Raw genomic sequence first — 21118 nt, 5'->3', positions numbered from 1 at the left:
CCGGGTGCGACAGCCGAGCGACCCCGCCGCCGTCAGCCGCGATAGCGGTTCAGTCGGTCCCGCAGTCGCTTCGCCGCCTGTCCGGCGGCCCTGTCGAACGCCTCCCCGGCGTCCTCGCCGGCGAAGATGATGCCCCGCGAGGAGTTCACCAGACCGACGCCGTCCGCGGGGCCGAACGTCGCGGCCGCCTCGGCGTCACCGCCCTGCGGTCCGAGGCCGGGGACGAGGAACGGGAGGTCGGGGACCGCCTCGCGCAGTTCCGCCAGTTCGTCGGGCGCGGTCGCACCGACGACCAACCCCACGTTCCCCCGCTCGTTCCACAGGTCCGCGAGCGCGGCCACCCGGCGGTACAGCGGTTCGCCCGACTCCAAGTTCAGGTGCTGGAGGTCCGCGCCGCCCGGGTTCGAGGTGCGACAGAGGACGAACACGCCCTTGTCCGCCCGCGAGAGGAACGGCTCGAGCGAGTCGCGCCCCAGGTACGGGTTCACGGTCATGGCGTCGACCGTCTCCAGCAGGTCGGCGTACTTGCGGGCGGTGTTGCCGATGTCGCCCCGCTTCGCGTCGAGCAGGACCGGGACGTCCTTCCCGTGGGCGTACGCCACCGTCTCGCAGAGCGAGCGCCAGCCGTCGGCGTCCTCGTAAAACGCGGCGTTGGGCTTGTAACACGCCGCGTACTCGTGGGTCGCGTCGATGATGCGACGGTTGAACGCCCACCGCGGCAGGTCCCTGTCGAGGAGGTGCTCCGGAATCCGGTCCAGGTCGGCGTCCAGTCCGACGGAGACGAGCGTGTCCCTGGCGTCGATACGCTCGCCGAGCGTCGAGAAGAAGGCGTTGAACTCGGGCATGCGTCGGTCGATGTGGGAGGGGGCCGGAGGCTAAGTGTTGCTGTTCGGACGGCCGGACTCGCGAGCGAGCGACCCGGCGGCCACGAAAAGTATTTCTACTTGGTTACCAAATACGTCCTCGGGAGGTCGACCCGACCTCCCGTTCCGGTCGGCCGACCGGACGCCTCCTTCGAGAGGCGGCGGCTCGCCAGTGCCGCTGCCTTTCCGACTAGGTGAGCACGGTCCACCCCGATACCGCACGCGACGGCGGCTGACGCCGAGCGTCCGGAACCGGGAACGACGCCGCTCCGCTCGCCCGTGTGAAACCGCGCTCAGTCGTCGCCGCTGACGGCGCCGTGTTCGAACGCCGTCGCCGACTCCGACCCCGACGCGGCGTCGGGAACGTCGTCGCGCACGTCCGCGCCGCTCCCCTCCGCGAGCACCTCGGCGTACGCGTCGGGGAGGACGCGAACGAAGTCGCCGACGGCGCCCGCCCAGTCGTCGAGCAACGCCGCCGCCCGGTCGCTGTCGGTCCGAGTGGCGTGGTTCTCCACGAGCCGCCGGAGCATCGTCTCGTCGCGCTCCGAGAGGTCGCGGCTCGTCGACACCATCCCGTGGTTGACCTTCGCCTCGAACTCGTCGTCCGGGTCGTACACGTAGGCGACCCCGCCGCTCATCCCGGCCGCGAAGTTCCGGCCGGTGTCGCCGAGGACGGCCACGACGCCGCCGGTCATGTACTCACAGCCGTGGTCGCCGACGGCCTCGACGACCGCCTTCGCGCCGGAGTTGCGGACCGCGAACCGCTCGCCGGCGACGCCGTTCACGTACGCCTCGCCCGCGGTCGCGCCGTACAGCGCGACGTTGCCGATGAGCGTGTTCTCGGCCGGGTCGAACGCCGCGTTCGCCGGCGTGCGCACGACGAGTCGCCCGCCCGAGAGCCCCTTGCCGACGTAGTCGTTGGCCGCGCCGGTCAGCCGGGCGTCGACGCCGGGCGCGAGGAACGCGCCGAACGACTGGCCCGCGGTCCCCGCGAGGTCGAGCGTGACCGTCCCGTCGGGGAGGCCGTCGCCGCCGTGTGCGGTCGAGATGCGGTTCGACAGCGTCGCGCCGACCGCGCGGTCGGTGTTCGCCACGCGCTCGCTGACCGTGACCGGGTCGCCGCCCTCGATGGCGGGCTCGGCCGCCCTGATGAGCGCGCGGTCGAGCGCGTCGTTCAACCCGGCGTGCGCCTGCTCGCGGACCTTGGTGCGCGGACCGTCCGCGGGGTCGGCGAGCACCGCCGAGAGGTCGAGGTGTTTCGCCTTCGGGTGGTCGGTCTCCGCCTGGCGCAGCAGGCTCGGGCGGCCGACCATCTCCTCGACCGTCCGGAACCCGAGCGACGCCATGATCTCCCGGAGTTCCTGGGCGATGTGGGTCATGAAGTGCACGACGTGTTCGGGTTCGCCGGGGAAGCGTTCGCGCAGGTCGTCCCGCTGGGTGGCGACGCCGACCGGGCAGGTGTTCTGGTGGCACTGACGCGCCATCACGCAGCCGGTCGAGACGAGCGCCGCGGTGCCGAACGCGAACTCCTCGGCGCCCAGAATCACCCCGACGGCCACGTCCCTGCCGGTCTTCATCCCGCCGTCGACGCTCACGCGGATGCGGTCGCGCAGGCCGGTCGCGCGGAGCATCTGGTTCGCCTCGGCCAGTCCCAGTTCCCACGGGAGACCGGCGTTCTTGATGCTGGTCTTGGGGGACGCGCCCGTCCCGCCGGAGTGCCCGGAGATGTGGACCACGTCCGCCTCCGCCTTCGAGACGCCGGCGGCGATGGTGCCGACGCCGGCCTCCGAGACGAGTTTCACGTTCACGTCCGCCTCCGGGTTGGCCGCCTTCAGGTCGTGGATGAGCTGTTTCAGGTCCTCGATGGAGTAGATGTCGTGCTGCGGCGGCGGGGAGATGAGCCCGACGCCGGGCGTCGAACACCGGACGTGCGCGATGTACTCGTTCACCTTCGAGCCGGGGAGGTGGCCGCCCTCACCCGGCTTCGACCCCTGCGCCATCTTGATCTGGATCTCCTCGGCGCTGGCGAGGTACTCGCTCGTGACGCCGAACCGTCCCGAGGCGACCTGCTTCACGTTGCACTCCTTCTCGGTGCCGAAGCGCTCTGGGGGTTCGCCGCCCTCGCCCGTGTTCGACTTCGCACCGATGGAGTTCATTGCCTCCGCGTTGGTCTCGTGCGACTCCGGCGAGAGGCTGCCGAGACTCATCGCGGCCGTCGAGAAGCGCGTCACGATGTCCTCGACCGGTTCCACCTCCTCCAGGGGGACCGGGTCGCGGTCGGAGTCGAACGCCAAGAGCGAGCGGAGTTCGGTCGGTTCGTCCGCCCCGTTCGCCTGCTCGGCGAACGCCTCCCAGTCGTCGTACTCGCCGCTCCGGACGGCGGTGTGGAGCGCGTTCACCGACTCGCGGTTCCAGCCGTGGTGGACGCCCGTCGAGCGGTTCTCGTACTCGCCGTGCGTCTCCAGGTCGGGGTCGTCGCCGAAGCCGACGCGGTGCCGCTCGCGGAGGTCGGACTCGAGTTCCGGCAGGCCGATGCCCTCGGTCCGGATTTCGGTCCCCTCGAAGTACTCGCGGACCAGTTCCGAGTCGAGGCCGACCGCCTCGAACACCTGCGCACCCTGGTAGCTCTCGACCGTCGAGATGCCCATCTTCGCCATCGTCTTCAACAGCCCCGCCTCCAGCGCCCCGCGGTAGGCGGCGAGCGCCTCGTCCTCGTCGGCGCCCTCGGGGCCGGCGACGATGTCGCGGACCGTCTCGTACGCCAGGTAGGGACAGACGGCGTCCGCGCCGTACCCCACGAGGCAGGCGACGTGGTGGACCTCGCGGGGGTCGGCCGAGTCGACGACCAGCCCGCAGCGCGCGCGCAGTCCCTCGCGGACGAGTCCGTGGTGGACCGCCCCCGTCGCCAGCAGGCTCGGTATCGGCAGTCGGTCGGCGCCGACCCCGCGGTCGGACAGCACGAGCACGTCGGCCCCGTCCTCGACGGCCGCGACGGCGCGCGAGCGGAGCGCCGCCACCGCGTCGCGCAGGTCGGCGCCGGCCTCGAACGTCGCGTCGAGCGTCTCGGCCGTCAGCGCGCCGTCGGTCGTGCCGCCCAACTCGCGGACGCCCGCGACGTCCGACTCGGTGAGGACGGGCGAGTCGCAGACGACCTGGCGGGCGTGCTCGCGCGACTCGTCGAGCAGGTTCCGCTGGGGACCCAGCCGGGACTCCAGCGACGTGACGAGTTCCTCGCGGATGTAGTCGATTGGCGGGTTCGACACCTGCGCGAACAGCTGTTTGAAGTAGGTGAACAGGGGTCGGTCGTACGTCGAGAGCACCGACAGCGGCGTGTCGTCGCCCATCGACCCGACGGGGTCCTTGCCGGCCTCGGCCATCGGTTCGATGAGGTGGTTCAACTGGTCGGTGGTGTAGCCGAACGTCGCCTGCAGGCCGCGCAGGTCGCCGTCGACGGCGGGGGCGTCCGCTCCCCCGGTCACCGCGTCGAGGCCGCGCTGTTCCGCCTCGACCCACTCGGCGTAGCGGTCCGCGGTGAGGTCGGCGAACACCTCCTCGTCGTCGAGCACGCGACCCGCCTCGCGGTCCGCGAGGAACGTCTCGCCGGGCTGGAGCCGGCCCCGCTCGCGCACCTCGCTCGGGTCGTGTTCGAGCGCACCCGCCTCGCTCGCCATCACCAGCCGACCGTCGGTCGTCACGTCGTACCGGCACGGCCGCAGGCCGTTGCGGTCCAACACGCCCGCGACGCGTTCGCCGTCGAAGCCGAGCACGAGCGCCGGGCCGTCCCACGGCTCGATGAGCGAGGCGTGGTAGTCGTAGAACGCGCGCCGGTCGTCGTCCATCGCGTCGTCGCCGCGGTACGCCTCGGGGACGAGCATCCGGAGCGCGTGGGGCAGGTCGCGCCCCCCGTTGAGCAGGAGGTCGAGCGTCTCGTCGAGCGACGCCGTGTCCGACTGACCGGGGTCGGAGACGACGGGCGTGACCGCGTCGAGGTCCGCCTCGGAGAACCCGCCGCCGGCGAGGTCCCCCTCGCGGGCGCGCATCCAGTTGACGTTCCCGCGGATGGTGTTGAACTCCCCGTTGTGGATGATGTTCCGGTACGGGTGCGCGAGGTGCCACGCGCCGAGCGTGTTCGTCGAGAACCGGGCGTGGACCAGCGCGACCCCGGAGGCGAGTCGCTCGTCGCGCAGATCGGGGTAGTACGCCGGGAGCTGACTCGCCGTCAACAGCCCCTTGTACACGACGCGCTGGCGGTCGAGCGAGACGACGTAGAACCGCTCGGCGCCGTCCACCTCGCTCGCGGCGGACTCGACGGCCCGGCGCGCGACGTACAGCCGTCGGTCGAACGCCTCTGGGTCGGGGTCGTCCCTCGGGGCGACGAACACCTGCCGGACGGCCGGCTCGGAGTCGAGCGCCGTCTCGCCGAGGTCCGCCCCCTCCGCGTCGGTCGGGACGTCGCGCCAGTCGAGTACGTCGATGTCCCGCTCGTCGAGTTCGCGCTCGAACCGGGTCTCCAGGTCGGCTCGGACCCCGTCGTCGTGCGGGAAGAACACCGACCCGACGGCGTACGTCTCCGGCAGGTCGCCGACGGCCGCCTCGAAGAACTCGTCCGGTCGTTCGAGCATCACACCCGCCCCGTCGCCCGTGTTCGGCTCCGCTCCCGTCGCCCCGCGGTGTTCGAGGTTCGAGAGCAGGTCGAGCGCGTCCGACACCACCGAGTGAGAGCGGCCGCCGTCGAGGTCCACGACGGCACCGACCCCGCAGTTCGAGCGCTCGTCCGCGGGGTCCGCCAGCCCCGCGGCCGCGCTCGTCGACTCGTTCGTATCAGTCATGGACGGGAGTTGACGGAGCGACGTAAAGCCGTGACCCTGAAGGGATAAGGGCGTATTACTACCATACTAGGGAATAATAGGTAGTTCCTATCCGGAACCGACGGAACCGCTCGACGTGAACGCGACGAACACCCGATTTTCGTGTGTATCGCGGGTGGTGAAGTTGAATACTGGAACTCCGTCAATTCGTGACGGGGAGTAGCACGACAATCGTTCGTAATATCACCGGAAAACCGGACGCCGGTCGGTACCCGGCTCAGTACGATTTGGCGAAGTACGCGGTGCGCGTCGCCGGGTCACCACAGACGGCGCAGGCGTCGCCGTGGTCGCCGCCGTGGCGCTCGTCGTCCTCGGGGAACGGCACCATGACGATTTCGGCGGCGATCTGTTCCTTGATATCGTCCTCGCAGGCCTCCTCGCCGCACCACGGGGCCGCGACGTAGCCGCCGTGCTGACCGATGGTGCCGAGGATGCCCGCGCGGTCGTCCGCCTCGCGGACCTCCCCCTCGAGGCGCTCCTCGGCGGCCGCGTACAGTTTCCCGTACACGGTGTCGAGGTGCTCCTGCGTCGTCTCGGCGACCCCCTCGCGGTCGACGGTCGTCGTCTCGCCGTCCGGCCGATGGACGACCGTCACCTCCTCGTCTTCGACCTCGTGGGGACCGATTTCGAACCGAACGGGCACCCCCTTCAGCTCCCACTCGTTGAACTTGAAGCCGGGGTTGCGCGTGTCGCGGTCGTCGAGTTCGACCCGGACGCCCGCCGCCTCGAGGTCCTCGACGACCCCCTCGGCGTACTCGAGGACCTCGTCTCGCGTGTCCGACTGCCAGATGGGGACGACGACCACCTGCTCGGGCGCCACCGTCGGGGGGAGCACCAGCCCCTGGTCGTCCGAGTGGGTCATGATGAGCGCGCCGAGCGCGCGCCAGGAGAACCCCCAGGAGGTGGTGTGCGCCAACTGCTCCTCCTCGTCCTCGTCGGCGTACGTGATGTCGAACGCCTCGGCGAACGACGTGCCGAGGTAGTGGGAGGTCGCCCCCTGGACGGACTTGCCGTCGGGCATGAGCGCCTCGACGCTCGTCGTGGTGTCCGCGCCGGGGAACTTGTCGTGCTCCGGCTTCTGGCCCCGGAGCACGGGGATGGCGAGCGCGTCCTCGTAGGCCGACTCGTACTGGTCGAGGCGGAGCATCGTCTCCGCCCACGCGTCCTCCTCGTCGGCGTGGGCGGTGTGCCCCTCCTGCCAGAGGAACTCCTTGGTTCGGAAGAACGGTTTCGTCTCGGTGGCCTCCCAGCGCACGACCGAGCACCACTGGTTCACGCGCAGGGGCAGGTCCCGGTGGCTCCGCACCCACTGGGCGATGTAGGGGGTGATGATGGACTCGGAGGTGGGCCGGACCGCGAGTCGCTCGTCGAGTTCCTCGCGGCCGCCGTGGGTCACCCACGCCACCTCGGGGTCGAACCCCTCGACGATGTCCTTCTCGGCCTCGAGGTAGCTCTCCGGGATGAACATCGGGAAGTAGGCGTTCTGCACGCCCGTCTCCTTGAACTTCCCGTCGAGGAACGCCTGGGTGCGCTCCCAGAGTTCGTACGCCCGGGGGCGGGTCACGATGAACCCGGACATCCCCTCCGGGCCGTAGTTCGCGAGTTCCGCCTTCCGGACGACCTCCGCGTACCACTCGCCCGTCTCGTACTGCTTGGACTTCGTGATGCCGAGTTCCTGCTCGTCCCCGGCGTCGTCTGTGTCGCTCATGGTCTCGTATGTATCGTCGGTTTCGGACCGGCGTCTTAAACACGGTGCGTTCGCGTCGCGGTGAGAAGGGAGAGGAGGTGGGAAGGGTGGCTACGCGCCACCCGGCGGCAGCGGGGCCGAGCGGACGCTGCGGCGAACACGGTCGGTGTCGGCGCGGCGGCGGGGCACGGAGAACGGTCCGCGACCAGCGCACAAGAGCGTACCGGCGGGCGGGACGACCGGGAGCGCGAGGACGGCGGAGACGGGGGTAGCGACCCGAGCGAGGCCTACTCCGACGGCGCACGGGTCGTCACGTCGACGACCCGGGGCTCGCCGTCGTGGTAGACGAACCGCCCCCGGAACGTCCCGCCGTCGAGCACCGCGGGGAGCCACGCGCGGTCGGTCGCCCACATCTCCTCGAACGGCAGGTCGTCGACCGGAACCCAGACGGGGTCTGCCTCGGGCGACTCTCGGGGCGTCCCCGCGAACCTCGTCGCACGGAACACGTGGACGAGCGCGTCCCAGTCGTCCGAGTAGTACTCGAACGCGCCGACCCGCTCGGGGTCGGTCACGTCGACCCCTACCTCCTCGCGGACCTCGCGGACGGCGCACTCCAGCGGCGTCTCGCCCGACTCCAGTTTCCCGCCCGGCCCGACGTACTGCCCGGCGCCGACCCCGCGCTTCTTGCGGATGAGCAGCGTCCGCTCGCCGTCGACGAGGTGACACAGCGTCGCCTCGCGGAGGTCGGTCGCGTCCGTCACTCGTCCGCCCCCGCGTCCCCCGCCCGCTCCCCGTCCCCCTCCGTGCCGACCGGCGGGACCGCGAACGGGCTGTCGGTCTCGCGCCACCGCCACCCCGGCAGGCGCGTCTGGAACCCCGCCGCGAGCGCCGCGTCCAGGTCGTCAGCGCCCGCCGGGTCGTCGTCACTCCCGTGCGTCCGCGCGTCGGCGAAGTGGAACGTCGCCTCCGCCAGCAGCGCGAGCGGCTGGCCGCCCGCGACGGTCGAGGCCAGTCGCCGGCCGAGCAGTTCGTCAACGACGAACCCCGGGTAGTCGCCCTCGACGTCCAGGTCGCGGAGCAGGCCGCACAGCGCGGCGACGTTGACCGCGCGGTCGCCGTCGGCGAAGACGGCGTCGACCTCACGACGGTACGCGGCGAGCGTCACCCGGCCCACGTCGGTGTCGAACAGGTCGCCGAGCGCGTCGCGCGTCTCGTTCACCAGCGGGACCACCACGTCGCCCCGGTCGCGGACCCGGTCGCGTTCGGCGCGGACGCGGGCGGGCGTGAGTCGCATACCTTCCCCCTCGACGGGCATAGACCTTGCAGTTTGGGAAGGCTTTTATAATCAGGGAGGATACGGTCGGGTAAGCGGGTTTTCGTCGCCCCGACAGGGCCGAACCTCGAACGGAGAGCCAGTATCGTGGACTCTTCCAGTCGGACCGACCGGGCCGTTTCGACACGGAGCGGCGTTACCCAGTCCTCGCAGGTATGAGCCAAGTCGACAAGCAGCTCGAAGACACGAAGGCACAGATCGAGTCGGAGATACCGAGCCACATCTCGGTGACCGACGTGAAGTACGAGGGGCCGGAACTGGTGGTGTACACCCGCCACCCCAAGGAGTTCGCACAGAACGGCGACCTCGTACGCCGCCTGGCGTCGAAGCTCCGCAAGCGCATCACCGTCCGCCCCCACCCGGACGTGCTCTCCGACCCGCGGGATGCGGAAGAGCGCATCAAGCAGGTCATCCCCGAGGAGGCGGGCGTCACGGACCTCGACTTCCACCAGGACACCGGCGAGGTGGTCATCGAGGCGGAGAAACCCGGGATGGTCATCGGCCGGCACGGCTCGACGCTCCGGGAGATAACGCAGGAGGTCGGGTGGACGCCCGAGGTCGTCCGGACGCCGCCCATCCAGTCCTCGACGGTGAGCAACGTCCGGAACTTCCTGAAACAGGAGCGCGAGGAGCGCCGCGACATCCTCGAACGCGTCGGCCGAACCATCCACCGCGAGGAGATGGCCGACGAGCAGTGGGTCCGCATCACGACGCTCGGCTGCTGCCGCGAGGTGGGGCGCGCCTCGTTCATCCTCAACACCGCCGAGACGCGCGTGCTCATCGACTGCGGCGACAAGCCCGGCGCCGAAGGCGAGGTGCCGTACCTCCAGGTGCCGGAGGCGCTCGGGGCGGGCGCGCAGAACCTCGACGCGGTGGTGCTCACGCACGCCCACCTCGACCACTCGGCGCTCATCCCGCTTCTGTTCAAGTACGGCTACGACGGCCCCATCTACTGCACGGAGCCGACCCGCGACCTGATGGGCCTGCTCACGCTGGACTACCTCGACGTCGCCTCGAAGGAGGGGCGCACCCCGCCGTACGAGTCGGCGCAGGTGCGCGAGGCCATCAAACACACCGTGCCGCTGGAGTACGGCGACGTCACCGACATCGCGCCGGACGTGAAGCTCACGTTCCACAACGCGGGCCACATCCTCGGCTCGGCGGTGTCGCACTTCCACATCGGCGACGGCCTCTACAACGTCTGTTTCTCGGGCGACATCCACTACGACGACACCCGCCTGTTCAACGGCGCGGTCAACGACTTCCCCCGCGTGGAGACGCTCGTGATGGAGTCGACGTACGGCGGGCGCAACGACTACCAGACCGACCAGGAGGACTCCGAGCGCAAACTCAAGGAGGTCATCAACGAGACGCACGACCGCGGCGGGAAGATGCTCATCCCCGCGTTCGCCGTCGGGCGCTCCCAGGAGATGATGCTCGTCATCGAGGAGGCGATGCGGAACGGCGACATCCCCGAGATGCCGGTCCACCTCGACGGGATGATCTGGGAGGCGACGGCCATCCACACCACCTACCCCGAGTACCTCCGGGACGACCTGCGCGACAGAATCTTCCACGAGGACGAGAACCCGTTCCTCGCCGAGCAGTTCAACCACATCGACGGTGGCGAGGAGGAGCGGCAGGAGGTCGCCGACGGCGGCCCCTGCATCATCCTCTCCACCTCGGGGATGGTCACGGGCGGCCCCATCATGTCGTGGCTCCGCCACCTCGGGGGCGAGGAGGAGTCGACGCTCACGTTCGTCGGCTACCAGGCGCAGGGGACGCTCGGCCGACGCATCCAGAACGGCTGGGAGGACATCCCGGTCAACGGCCGCGGCGGCGGCGGCCGTGGTTCGACGCTCACGCTGAAGATGAACGTCGAGACGGTGGACGGCTTCTCCGGGCACGCCGACCGGCAGGGGCTGGAGAACTTCGTGAAGACGATGAACCCCCGGCCGGAGAAGGTACTGTGCGTCCACGGCGACGAGCGCTCCGTGCAGGACCTCTCGTCGTCGCTGTACCACGACTACAACATGCGGACGTTCGCGCCGAAGAACCTCGAGACGTTTCGCTTCAAATGAACCACTGTTAGCGGGGGCCTCTTCGCTCGCTCGTCGACCCCCGCCAAAACCCGTTCGTGTTCAAAAGGGCCGCTCGCTCGGCCCCCGGCCTCGCTCGCGGTACGAGACGTAGTGATTACCGCAACGGCCCGCTCCGGCTCACCATGCCAGCCGGTTCGCCGTCGTGGTAATCATCCGGTAATATTTTTGTAGGAGCGGCGACGATATCCGTCCGTGTCGAGACGCATCGCGCTCCGCTGTCTGCTCGCCCTCCTCGTCCTCCTCGTCCCGGTGGGGTCCGCCGCCGCCGCGCCGGAGGACTGCTTCGGCGCGGGGAAGGACCTCGAAATCGGGACCGAAGGACCGCGAATCGACGCGACGGTGTACACCTCCCTGTTCACGAACCTCGGCGGGAAGGGCGCGTTCGGCGCGTCGTTCGTCGGGACGACGGGCCAGTTCCGCGTCGTCACCCTCCGGACGGGCGTGGTGTTCTCGGGCGTCGGGAGCGACCCCGCCGCCTTCCTCGCGGACCCGTTCTCGCACTTCGCGCTCGCGTTCGACTACCGACTCTCGCTCCCGATGCTCGGGTCCGAGTTCGACTACGAACAGTCCGAGGTTCCGGTGTCCGGCGTGCCCGAGGCGGAGTGTTCGGTGGCATAGACGGTCGACTAGGGTGGTTCAGTCGCCGCCCGCAGTGACCTCGCTCGGGTCGACCACGTCACCCGAGAGTTCGTCGACTCCGACCCGCTCACAGAGGTCGTACAGCGGGCACGCCTCCGGCCCCTCCAGACAGGCGGGTTTCCGCGCCGAGCAGTACTCCCGGCCGAACTGTATCATCGCGGTGTGCCCGAACCCGCACTTCTCCGCGGGTACGCCCGCCTCCACGTGGGCCCGAACGGTCTCGTGGTCCGCGTCCGGCGGCGCGAGGCCCATCCGCCGCGCGATGCGGTGGACGTGCGTGTCGACGGGGAAGACGCCGCCGCGCCCCCCGGCGAACAGGAGCACGCAGTCGGCCGTCTTCGGCCCGACGCCCTTCATGTCGAGGAGCGCCTCGCGCACCTCGCCCGGGTCGCCCTCGCGGACGAACTCGTCGAACCCCGCGGCGCTCCCGTACTCCTCGACCACGCGCCCGGCGAGTCGAGTCAGCGTCTCCGACTTCTGGTTGTAGAGGCCCGCCGAGGAGATGGTCTCCGCGAGGTCGTCCCGGGCCGCCTCGGCGAGCGACACCGCGAGGTCGCCGTCGCCCGCCGAACGCTCCCCGCCCTCGCCGTACCGTCCCATCAGCGAGTCGTGCGCCGGCTGACTCGCCTTGTCGCTCGTGTTCTGTGAGAGGACGGTCCGGACGAGACACTCGAAGGCGTCCTGCCCGCCGTACGCCTTCCGCCAGTAGAGGTCCCCGAGCGCGTCGACCACCGCCTCGGCGCGGGTCTCCCCGTCGCCGACGGAGAACTCGGCGGGCGCGCCGCCGCCGGCGTCGCCGCCGCTGATGTTCTCCGCCGGTTCGTCGTCGGCCATGCGCCTACTGGGCGGGCGAGCCACAAGAACGGACGGGTCGCGGTGGGGGACCGCGCGGCTACTGGAAACTGAGGTCGGACTCGCCCGCGTCGGTCTCGGGTTCCCCGCCGAGTTCGTCCACCAGTCCCTCGTAGAACTCCAGCCGCTCCGCCGTGACCGACGGTCTGACCTTCCGGAGCGCCCGCTGGAAGTGGTGACGAGAGACGGCGAGCCCGTCGAGCAGTTCGTCCGTTCCCGACTCGTCGACGGCCCCCGCGTCGTCGCCGAGGACGGCGACCGCTTCGTCCATGGCGAGCAGACTCGCCTCGCGGACGACCGCCTCGATGTCGCCGCCCGTGTACCCCTCCGTCTCCTCGGCGAGTTGGTCGAGGTCGACGTCGTCGTCCATCGCCACGCCGCGCGTGTGGACGCCGAATATCGCCCGCCGGGCCTCCGCGTCGGGCACCGGCACGTAGACGTTCTTCTCCAGTCGACCGGGCCGGAGGAGCGCCGGGTCGATGACGTCCGGACGGTTCGTCGCCCCCAGCACGAAGACGCCGCTCAACTCCTCGACCCCGTCGAGTTCGGTCAGCAACTGTGACACCACCCGCTCGGTCACGCGGGAGTCGAACGACCCCCCCCGCTCGGGTGCGATGGCGTCGATCTCGTCGAAGAAGACGATGGTCGGCGCGTTCTGGCGGGCGCGCTGGAACACCTCGCGCACTCCCCGCTCGGACTCCCCGACGAACTTGTCGAGCAGTTCCGGGCCCTTGACCGAGATGAAGTTGACCCCACTCGCGTTGGCGACTGCGCGCGCGAGCAGCGTCTTGCCCGTCCCGGGCGGTCCGTACAGGAGCACGCCCTTCGGCGCCTCCGTCCGGAGTTTGGCGAACATCTCCGGCTACCGGAGCGGCCACTCGACCGCTCTGACCAGTTCGTGTTTGACCGCGTCGAGCCCTCCGACGTCCTCGTAGGTCACGTTCGGCACCTCGACAAACACCTCCCGCATCGCGCTCGGTTCGACGCTCTGGCGGGCCTCCTCGAAGTCGGCCGCGGTCACCTCGATTCGGTCCAGCACGTCCGCCGGGATGACTTTCGCCTGCATGTCGAGGTCGGGCTGGACGCGGCGAATCGCGTGCATGGCGGCCTCCCGAGAGAGGGAGGCGAGGTCCGCGCCGACGAAGCCGTGCGTGTGGTCGGCGAGGTCGTCGAGGTCCACGTCGTCCGCCAGCGGCATCCCCTTCGTGTGAATCTGTAGGACCTCGAGTCGCCCCTCGCGGCCCGGTACGCCGATCTCGATCTCCCGGTCGAAGCGACCGCCCCGGCGGAGCGCCGGGTCGATGGCGTCCGGGCGGTTCGTCGCCGCGATGACGATCACGTTGCCCCGCGCTTCGAGTCCGTCCATCAGCGAGAGGAGTTGCGCGACGACGCGGCGCTCGGTCTCGCCGGTCACCTCGTCGCGGCTCGGCGCGATGGAGTCGATCTCGTCGATGAAGACGACGGCCGGCGTGCTCCTCTGGGCCTCCTCGAACACCTCCCGGAGGTGCTGTTCGCTCTCGCCGTAGTACTTCGACATGATCTCCGGGCCGGATATCTCGTGGAAGCTGGCGTCCACCTCGTTGGCGACCGCCTTGGCGATGAGCGTCTTTCCGGTGCCCGGCGGGCCGTGCAACAGGACCCCCTTCGGGGGAGCGACACCGAGACGGCGAAACAGCTCCGGATGCCGCAACGGGAGCTCTATCATCTCCCGGATCTGGTCGACCTCGCGGCCGAGTCCCCCGATGTCCTCGTAGGTCGTGTCCGGGAGGGTGGTCTGTTGGCCGCGGAGGTCCTCCTCCGTGATCGGGGTCTGGCGGACCCGGACGTCCGTCTCAGGCGTGACGAGCGTCGGTCCGGACGGGCTGGTCTGTGTCACGAGGAAGATGAACGGCTGACCGAGGAGGCGCATCTGAACGCTGTCCCCCCGAACGACGGGCCGGTCGACGAGGTAGCGGTGGACGAGCGACTCCGCCCCCCGGAGGATGACGTAGTCCGGCAGCGCGACCGTGACCGACGCCGCCTGCTCGGGGTCGACCACCTCCACCTCCACGGAGTCGTCGATGTTCACGTCGGCGTTGACGCGAACGTTCCCGTCGATTCGGACGAGGTCGTCGGGGTCGTCCTCGTACCCGGGGACGACTTTCGCGACCGTGCGACGGCGACCGGTGATCGTGACGACGTCTCCCGGCTCGGCTCCCAGTTCCTCTAACCCCGCTCTGGTCACCCGCGCGATACCGCGCCCCGCATCCTGCGGAGCGAGTCCAGCCACGATGAATTCGGCCATGGTCGGTCCCGACCGTTCGCACGGAACCGGTCTCGAAAGGTGTTACCGACGATTCGTGACGGGTTGTCTACGGGATTTTGACGGTGAGGTGGTGTCGGTCCTCGCCCGCGACGGCCGGGTTCGACACCCCGTCCGGTGGCGGCCCCGTCTGCCCGCAGTCGCCCGCAAGAGCGAACTGGCCACCCGCCGTACTGAGAGGGACAATGAGTAGCGCCGAGACGGAGCGGGTCGTCGTCCTCAACCCGGTGAGCGGAACCGGCGAACACGCCGAGACGGTCCGTGCCCTCGCCACCGAGTACGGCTACACCGTCCAGGAGACGCGGTCGGACGGCGACGCCGTCTCCCACACGCGAGCGGCGATTCGGAACGGCGCGTCTGTCGTCGCCGCGGCCGGCGGGGACGGGACGCTGAACGAGGTGGTCCGCGGCGTCGACGAGGAGGACGCGTTCGACCGCGTCACGGTCGGAGTCGTTCCGGTCGGGACCGGGAACGACTTCGCCGACAACATCGGCCTCGCGGACGCCGAGTCGGGGTTCGCCGCGCTCGAACGCGGCGAGCGGAGGCGAATCGACGTGGGCGTGGCCGACCACCGGCTCTTCGTCAACTCCTGTATCGGCGGACTCACAGCGGAGGCGAGCGGCGAGACGACGTCCGAACTGAAGAACCGGTACGGCGTCCTGGCGTACGTGCTCACCACGCTCAGAACGCTCTCCTCGTTCGAGGGGCTCCCCCTCGACGTCCGGGTCGGCGCTCGCGGGGAGGGAGCGCCCGTCTGGGAGGGTGACGCGGTTCTCGCACTCGTCGGAAACGGGCGCCGGTTCCCGGCGCAGGGACGCCCGCAGGCCAACATGGAGGACGGGGCGTTCGACATCACCATCGTCGAGGACGTGCCGCCGGTCGACCTGATGGGCGACCGGGTCGTGGAGCGACTGTTCGGCCGGGAGTCACCACACATCACGCGGCTGAACGCCCCCTCGCTCACGGTGTCCGTCGCCGCCGCCGACGCGGCGACGTTCAGCCTCGACGGGGAGACGCTCGCGGCCCGGTCGCTCTCGCTGACCGTTCGTTCGCGGATTCTCCGGATGCCCGTCGGCGACGCGTACGAACCCTCGCCGGAGTGAGCCCGCGGGAGCCACGCACGCCCGAGCGGGACCGGTGACGCGAGGCCGTCCGGGTCGCTCGGGCCGAGTGGCGACGGGCGAGCAGGCTCCGGGCGCTCGACGCGGCAGGCGCGTTCGTCCCGCTTCGCATCTCCCGTACGCGCTCGCGTCTCGCCCCGACTACTACGACGGCGCGAGTCAGTCGGTGCGCGTGACCCGCAGGCGGAGCGTCAGCGGCGCGCCGCGCGACAGCGCCGTCACCAGTCTCCGGTCGACGTCCGCGGCCGCCGCGTCCGCGCCGACGAGTACCGTCCGCTCGTCGACGTAGTCGCTCGTCCGGCCGACGAGGCTCCGGTCGCCGTCGAACGTGAGGTCGGGGTGCCCTCGACCGGTGACGGTCTGCTTGATGCCCGCCGCCTCGAACGTCGCCGCGACCGTGGCGTCGGCGTCCCGACAGGCCGCGACGAACCCGGGCGAGAAGTCGGCCGGCGTCCGGTCGGCGTCGACCGCGAGGATACAGTCGCCTGCGGGCGTGAGCCAGTCGTCGCTCGTCACCTCGAACGTGCTGGTGTGTTCGGCGCTGACGTGCTCGTGACCGGTCGCGCGAACGACCTCCTCGTGAACCCCGCTCTGCACGCGCTAGCGTGGGCGTCGCGGCACCAAAGACCCGACGGTCCGGGAGCGGACCGGCCGACTCACGACCGGTACAGGTGGAGAACGACTACGAACACGAGCAGCAGCGGGACGAGCGGGGCTGCGACTTCGAAGGGAGCCACGAGCAGCACCACCGAGGCCATCACGACGAACTCGAGTACCACCAGGACGCTGATGACCTCGGTCGGGTCGGTCACGTACCGGCCCTTGCTCCCGGTACCCTATCGGCGTTTCGGGGCGACCGGGCCGGCGGCCCGCGGAGTTTCCGACCGCTCGGGGCCGCAGAGCGGGCGACGACCGAGCTACAGTTCGATTCCGCCCGCAGCCCGGTCGAGCGCGAGCACCAGCAGCGCCCCGACGACGGCCGCGACGGCGAACAGGAGGAGCGCCTCGCCGGTCCACCCGCGCCCGAGTTCCGCGAGGTTCTCGGTCGCGCTCGCGACCGGCGCGCGCAGCGCACCCACCACCAGCGCGACGAGGAACGCCATCGTCGTCTTCCGGTCGCGTTCGAGCGCCCAGCGGACGCCGTGTGCGACGGTCAGGAGACCGACCACCCCGCCGGCGATGAACGAGACGACGGTGGTCCCGGGACCGACGAGGACCGAGAGGTCGGCCCCGCCCGCCACGTCGAGCAGGCGGTCCTGGAACGTCGAGAGCGCGCCCGACATCCGTTCGTACTGTCCGAGGATGACGAGGATGAGCGACCCGGAGATGCCGGGGAGAATCATCGCGCTCACGGCGAACGCGCCCGCGAACGCCGTCGTGACCGGCGACTCCGGGAGCGCGGCCGACGCCGACCCGGAGACCAGAACGCGAGGAGGAACCCCGCCGCGGCCGCGACGCGACGCCGCGTCGTGTCGAGGGAGACCTCCCTCCGGAGGACGAACGCCGACGCCGCGATGAGCCCGAAGAAGAACCCGAACGTCGGCGCGGGGCGGCTCTCGATGGCGACGTGGAGCACGCGCGTCACCGAGAGGACCGACGTGAGGATGCCGACGCCGAGGACGACGAGGAACGCCGCGTCGACCCGTTCGAGGGCCGCGCGGAACCGGCCGGTGTCCCCCGTCAACCCGGAGAGCGCGTCGCGTGCCACGTCCGGTCCCGCGGCGGTGACCGCGGCGATGAGGCGGTCGTAGATGCCGGTGATGAGCGCGATGGTTCCCCCGGAGACGCCGGGAACCGCGTCGGCCGCGCCCATACAGACGCCCCGGAGGTACACCCCCAACCAGGAGTAGTCGTACGACTCGGCGTCCGCGACCGCGTTCCGGTCGGCGTTCGCCCTCGACTCGGCGGTCGTGACCGACCCGTCCGGTCCGTCCCCGGCACCTCCGGACATCTACGGGGTGACCGGCAGGCGGTCGTCGGCGCGGACCGCGGGCGCGGCGCTCACCCCGGCCGAGACGAGCGAGGCGGGTCCGCCGCCGCCGGTCACCGAGGCGGCCGGGAGCGGCGGCGCGAGCGACCCGGACTCGTTCGACCCGGACTCGTTCGCGGCCGTCCCGTTCGACGCGGTCCCGTTCGCGACCGTCTCGTTCGACGCCGTCTCGTTACCGTCGCTCTCGTTCTCCTGGGGTTCCCGCAGCACCTGCTCGCTCAGCGTCACGGTCGTCGGCTGGTCGGTCTCGCCGACGACGGCTCCCTCGGAGACGTTCAGCGACGCCTGGTTCCGGACGACGTACGAGCTCTCGTTCGTCCGCACGTCGCCGTACACCGTGTACGCGCCGGTCGCGCGGACGCTCACGTCCGTGTACCCCTCCTCGGGACCGTACTCGTCGTACCCCGTGGTGGAGTACGGGAGCGTGAACTCGAAGGTCCCGTCGGGGCCGGCGGTCGTCTGCTGTTCGTACGTGAACGTCGTCGCGTTCCCGCCCGGTGCCGGCGGCGGCACCTGCATCTCGACGACGGCCGTGACCGTCTCGTTCGGGTCGGCGCCCGACCCCTCGACGGTCGCGCCGGGGACGCGCTCGAACGTCTTCACCCAGCGCGGGGAGGTCTGCTGGAGCAACTGCGGTCGGAGGCCGGTCGCGCGCGCCTCCCGAAGCACCGTCTGCTGGTACTGCTGGGAGGCGTACGCCGACGTGTTGCTCGTGTGTACGAGCCGGTAGTGCTGGAGCGCGGGCACCGGTTCGCTCGGGTACGGCCCGACGCCGCCGACCATCGCGCTGCCGTCCCGGTCGATGAACTCCTGGGCCGCGGACATGTTCCGGAACGTCCGGATGGCGGTGGCGTTCTCACCCTGCGGAGCCATCCTGAACTCCTGGCCGGCGTCGTTCGTCACCACGTCGTAGTCGAAGACGATGACGAACTCGCCGAGCGGTCCGGCGCTCACCGTCGGCTCCATCCGGCTCCCGTGGTACTTGTAGAGCCGAATCATCGTGCTGTCGTAGTACCGCTGTTCGTGCGAGTAGAACGCGAACTGCCCCTGCTGGTTGTACACCGGGGTGAGGAAGTCCGACCGGGAGACGTTCCCGGCGTCGTAGAAGACGACCGGCGCGCCGAACTTCGAGCCGGCGGTCGCCATCTGCCAGTCGACCATCACGTACCGCGTCTGGTTCCCCTCGGTGCTCTGTCGCGCGAGCACGTCGTGCGCCTGGCTCTCGTTGGGCGCGAGCAGGTAGTTCGCCGCGGTGGTCGCCCCCTCCTGGAACGGGTTCGCGTTGGGGATGCGGTGGCCCTGCACCGTTATCCAGTGGCCGTAGTCCCACCACGACTGGACGCCGTACGCGCCCTCGGGGTAGTCGAAGTCGTCGTCGTCCGGCACGTCGTACGTCTCGTAGTAGCCGAGTTCGCCGGCGTTACCCGCGCCGCCGTAGTCCCCCTCCGCGGGGGTGTTGTCCTGCATCCACTCGAGGCTCTGGTCCCAGATGGTCACGGCGCCCGGCGCGGTGCTGTTACCGACCTGCCAGGCGGTGTCGGTCCGGTCGATACCCGCGTTGCCGGTGTTCCCGAGCGAGAGCGGGACGACGAGCACCGGGACGAGGACGACCATCGCCGCGAGCGCGAGCGCGAGCACCTGGTACGTCTCCAGGTCGGGCAGCGCGCGGTCCAGCGAGAGGTCCACGTCGACGCCGAGCAGCAGTTCGCGCAGGAAGTACGCGTTGAACGCCGCGACGGCGACGGCGAGGTAGTAGTTGAACCGGACCTGCGTGAACGCGGCGCTCGTGATGAACGCCGCCCAGACGAACGCGAACAGGTACTCGGCGTCGTAGCGAACGCGCGCGACGGCCGCGAAGACGAGCAGTGCGACGAGCCCCACGCCGAGCAACTGGGCGTTGACCCCGACGAACTCCGTCGCCGCGATGTACAGCGGGCGCGCGACGAAGACGAACAGGAGGACGGCCGCCGCGACGCCGACGAGCTGGTAGTCTCCCGAGTCGCCGCGCCGCCAGAGCGGCTTGACGAGCACCCAGACGGCCGCCGCGAGTGCGGTGATGAACGCGAAGCCGTACTCCGCGAGGACGACGCCGACCGGGCCGTAGTACTGCGAGAACCCCGACTGGAGGAACGGCTGCGCCTCGCCGATGGTCCGGGTCGCCGCGCCGGCGCTGAACCCGACGAACCGGAGGAGGTTGTTCTGGATGGTCGAGAAGAACGCGATGGGGGCGACCACGGTGACCACGACGCCGACGAACCCCAGGGCGAGGACCGCGCCGGCGAAGCCGTACTCGTTCAGCCGGTCGTCCTCGAACTCGTGCGCGTCGAACCAGCGTGCGAGCCACGCGAGTCCGACCGCCGCCGCGGCGACGGCGAGCGAGGCGAGCGGCTGGAGGAAGCCGAACTGGGTGGGCGAGAACGTCGGCTCGTGGAACCGGAGCAGCGTCATCACGGCCGTCACCACCATCGAGATGGCGGCGACGAAGGCGACGTGGTCGGGCGAGCGACCGTTCGCCTGGTCGTTCACCGTCTGGTAGACCAGGTAGACGCCGACGATACCGACGAGGAGGACGCCCGGCGGCCACACCCAGATGTACAGACCGACGGCGACGCCGGCGAGCGCGCTCCAGTACGCGGTCGGTCTCACCGCGTCCCACTCGCGCGCCTCGACCAGTTCCCAGATGGGCCGGTCGCGCTGTGCGACCGTCAGCGCGACCATGAGCGCGACGACCGCGAACCCCTGGAAGAACGGCTCCGCGACGTTGTGGTCGGCGAACCCGACCAGCCCGCGGCGGAGGAACGTGCCGGGGAGCAGCATCAACACGACGGCGCCGAACAGGCCGGCGAAGCGGCCGCCGAGGCGCTTGCCGATGAGGTACGTCGGGACGGCCGTGAGCGCGCCGAACACCGCGGGCGCGACGAGCAGCGTCTTCGCCACGAGGTCCGCCGAGGGGGAGCCGAGACCCACGGCGAGGGCGGCGGTCGCCACCAACTGGTCGTAGATGGTCCCGAACTGGCCCGCGCTCGTGCCGTACGGGAAGTAGGTCCACGGGTCGAACGGCATGGTGAACGGCCAGTTCCGGACCGTGTAGCTGACCTCCCGGAGGTGGTACCACGCGTCGTTCCCGGAGAAGAACACCTCGCCGCCGACGATGAAGTTGTCGTACGATTGGAGCCGTATCCACAACATTACCGCGACGACGACGAGGAGCGCCGGGACGTGATAGAGGTCCCCCGCGACCTCCGCCGCCGACTTCCCCTCGAAGTCGTAGTCGAACCCGAGGGTGGAGGAACTCCCCTCGCTCTCGTTTGCCCTGGTCATTACGTCGTAGGATTCGGAAAACGTGGATAAGCCTTGTGAA

12 protein-coding genes and 2 pseudogenes are annotated in these 21118 nt (G+C 70.3%); 3 read left to right on the top strand and 11 right to left on the bottom strand.

Features of this window, described 5'->3' with window-relative positions:
• Window positions 1–32: 32 nt before the first annotated feature.
• The 5 genes from pyrF to AC6RUA_RS13670 form a co-directional block, all read right to left on the bottom strand.
• Complete coding sequence (pyrF, locus tag AC6RUA_RS13690) at window positions 33–845, bottom strand: orotidine-5'-phosphate decarboxylase (RefSeq protein WP_499813557.1); 813 nt, start codon at window positions 843–845, stop codon at window positions 33–35.
• 311 nt (window positions 846–1156) lie between these two features.
• Entirely contained in the window at window positions 1157–5692 is a 4536-nt protein-coding gene (gene gltB / locus AC6RUA_RS13685) for a glutamate synthase large subunit (protein WP_499813556.1), read from the bottom strand.
• Between the two features lie 256 nt (window positions 5693–5948).
• Window positions 5949–7439, bottom strand: a complete 1491-nt coding sequence (gene proS, locus AC6RUA_RS13680) for a proline--tRNA ligase (protein ID WP_499813555.1) — start codon at window positions 7437–7439, stop codon at window positions 5949–5951.
• Between the two features lie 266 nt (window positions 7440–7705).
• Window positions 7706–8179, bottom strand: coding sequence for an 8-oxo-dGTP diphosphatase (locus tag AC6RUA_RS13675; RefSeq protein WP_499813554.1), 474 nt, complete (start codon window positions 8177–8179; stop codon window positions 7706–7708).
• The gene (locus AC6RUA_RS13670) at window positions 8176–8712 is read right to left on the bottom strand and encodes a DUF7984 family protein (protein ID WP_499813553.1); all 537 of its coding nucleotides are present in this window, start codon (window positions 8710–8712) and stop codon (window positions 8176–8178) included. Before AC6RUA_RS13670 ends, AC6RUA_RS13675 begins: the two co-directional genes overlap by 4 nt.
• A 194-nt stretch (window positions 8713–8906) precedes the next feature.
• Here AC6RUA_RS13670 and AC6RUA_RS13665 point away from each other — a divergent pair, with 194 nt between their 5' ends.
• A complete protein-coding gene (locus tag AC6RUA_RS13665) occupies window positions 8907–10832 on the top strand; it encodes a beta-CASP ribonuclease aCPSF1 (protein WP_499813552.1) in 1926 nt (641 codons plus the stop codon).
• 213 nt (window positions 10833–11045) lie between these two features.
• On the top strand, window positions 11046–11471 hold the full coding sequence (locus tag AC6RUA_RS13660) for a DUF7332 family protein (protein ID WP_499813551.1): 426 nt from the start codon (window positions 11046–11048) through the stop codon (window positions 11469–11471).
• Window positions 11472–11489: 18 nt separating this feature from the next.
• On the opposite strand, the gene AC6RUA_RS13655 is transcribed toward AC6RUA_RS13660, so the two are convergent.
• Both AC6RUA_RS13655 and AC6RUA_RS13650 read right to left on the bottom strand, forming a co-directional pair.
• Window positions 11490–12326, bottom strand: a complete 837-nt coding sequence (locus tag AC6RUA_RS13655; RefSeq protein WP_499813550.1) for an endonuclease III domain-containing protein — start codon at window positions 12324–12326, stop codon at window positions 11490–11492.
• Between the two features lie 58 nt (window positions 12327–12384).
• Window positions 12385–14628: pseudogene (locus AC6RUA_RS13650) on the bottom strand (CDC48 family AAA ATPase).
• Between the two features lie 203 nt (window positions 14629–14831).
• Between AC6RUA_RS13650 and AC6RUA_RS13645 the strand changes: the two are divergent.
• Window positions 14832–15749, top strand: a complete 918-nt coding sequence (locus AC6RUA_RS13645) for a diacylglycerol/lipid kinase family protein (RefSeq protein ID WP_499813549.1) — start codon at window positions 14832–14834, stop codon at window positions 15747–15749.
• A 177-nt stretch (window positions 15750–15926) separates the two neighbouring features.
• On the opposite strand, the gene AC6RUA_RS13640 is transcribed toward AC6RUA_RS13645, so the two are convergent.
• From AC6RUA_RS13640 to AC6RUA_RS13625, 4 genes and pseudogenes are all read right to left on the bottom strand, one after another.
• On the bottom strand, window positions 15927–16364 hold the full coding sequence (locus AC6RUA_RS13640) for a DUF371 domain-containing protein (RefSeq protein ID WP_499813548.1): 438 nt from the start codon (window positions 16362–16364) through the stop codon (window positions 15927–15929).
• Between the two features lie 59 nt (window positions 16365–16423).
• Complete coding sequence (locus AC6RUA_RS13635; protein WP_499813547.1) at window positions 16424–16579, bottom strand: hypothetical protein; 156 nt, start codon at window positions 16577–16579, stop codon at window positions 16424–16426.
• Between the two features lie 105 nt (window positions 16580–16684).
• Window positions 16685–17580: pseudogene (locus tag AC6RUA_RS13630) on the bottom strand (DUF368 domain-containing protein).
• A gap of 138 nt (window positions 17581–17718) precedes the next feature.
• Window positions 17719–21078 carry an oligosaccharyl transferase, archaeosortase A system-associated gene (locus AC6RUA_RS13625; RefSeq protein ID WP_499813546.1) on the bottom strand — a complete coding sequence of 1120 codons (3360 nt, stop codon included), beginning with the start codon at window positions 21076–21078 and terminating at the stop codon, window positions 17719–17721.
• Window positions 21079–21118: the final 40 nt, after the last annotated feature.

Source organism: Halorarum sp. SLYT50, from assembly GCF_059821265.1.
Note: the sequence above shows the minus strand (reverse complement) of the source record. Positions and strands in the feature narration are given on the sequence as shown.

What these genes read in the sequence shown, in the direction of transcription:
- pyrF (WP_499813557.1), bottom strand. Translation starts at nt 845, where the DNA reads ATGCCCGAGTTCAACGCCTTCTTCTCGACGCTCGGCGAGCGTATCGAC.
- gltB (WP_499813556.1), bottom strand. Translation starts at nt 5,692, where the DNA reads ATGACTGATACGAACGAGTCGACGAGCGCGGCCGCGGGGCTGGCGGAC.
- proS (WP_499813555.1), bottom strand. Translation starts at nt 7,439, where the DNA reads ATGAGCGACACAGACGACGCCGGGGACGAGCAGGAACTCGGCATCACG.
- AC6RUA_RS13670 (WP_499813553.1), bottom strand. Translation starts at nt 8,712, where the DNA reads ATGCGACTCACGCCCGCCCGCGTCCGCGCCGAACGCGACCGGGTCCGC.
- AC6RUA_RS13665 (WP_499813552.1), top strand. Translation starts at nt 8,907, where the DNA reads ATGAGCCAAGTCGACAAGCAGCTCGAAGACACGAAGGCACAGATCGAG.
- AC6RUA_RS13655 (WP_499813550.1), bottom strand. Translation starts at nt 12,326, where the DNA reads ATGGCCGACGACGAACCGGCGGAGAACATCAGCGGCGGCGACGCCGGC.
- AC6RUA_RS13645 (WP_499813549.1), top strand. Translation starts at nt 14,832, where the DNA reads ATGAGTAGCGCCGAGACGGAGCGGGTCGTCGTCCTCAACCCGGTGAGC.
- AC6RUA_RS13625 (WP_499813546.1), bottom strand. Translation starts at nt 21,078, where the DNA reads ATGACCAGGGCAAACGAGAGCGAGGGGAGTTCCTCCACCCTCGGGTTC.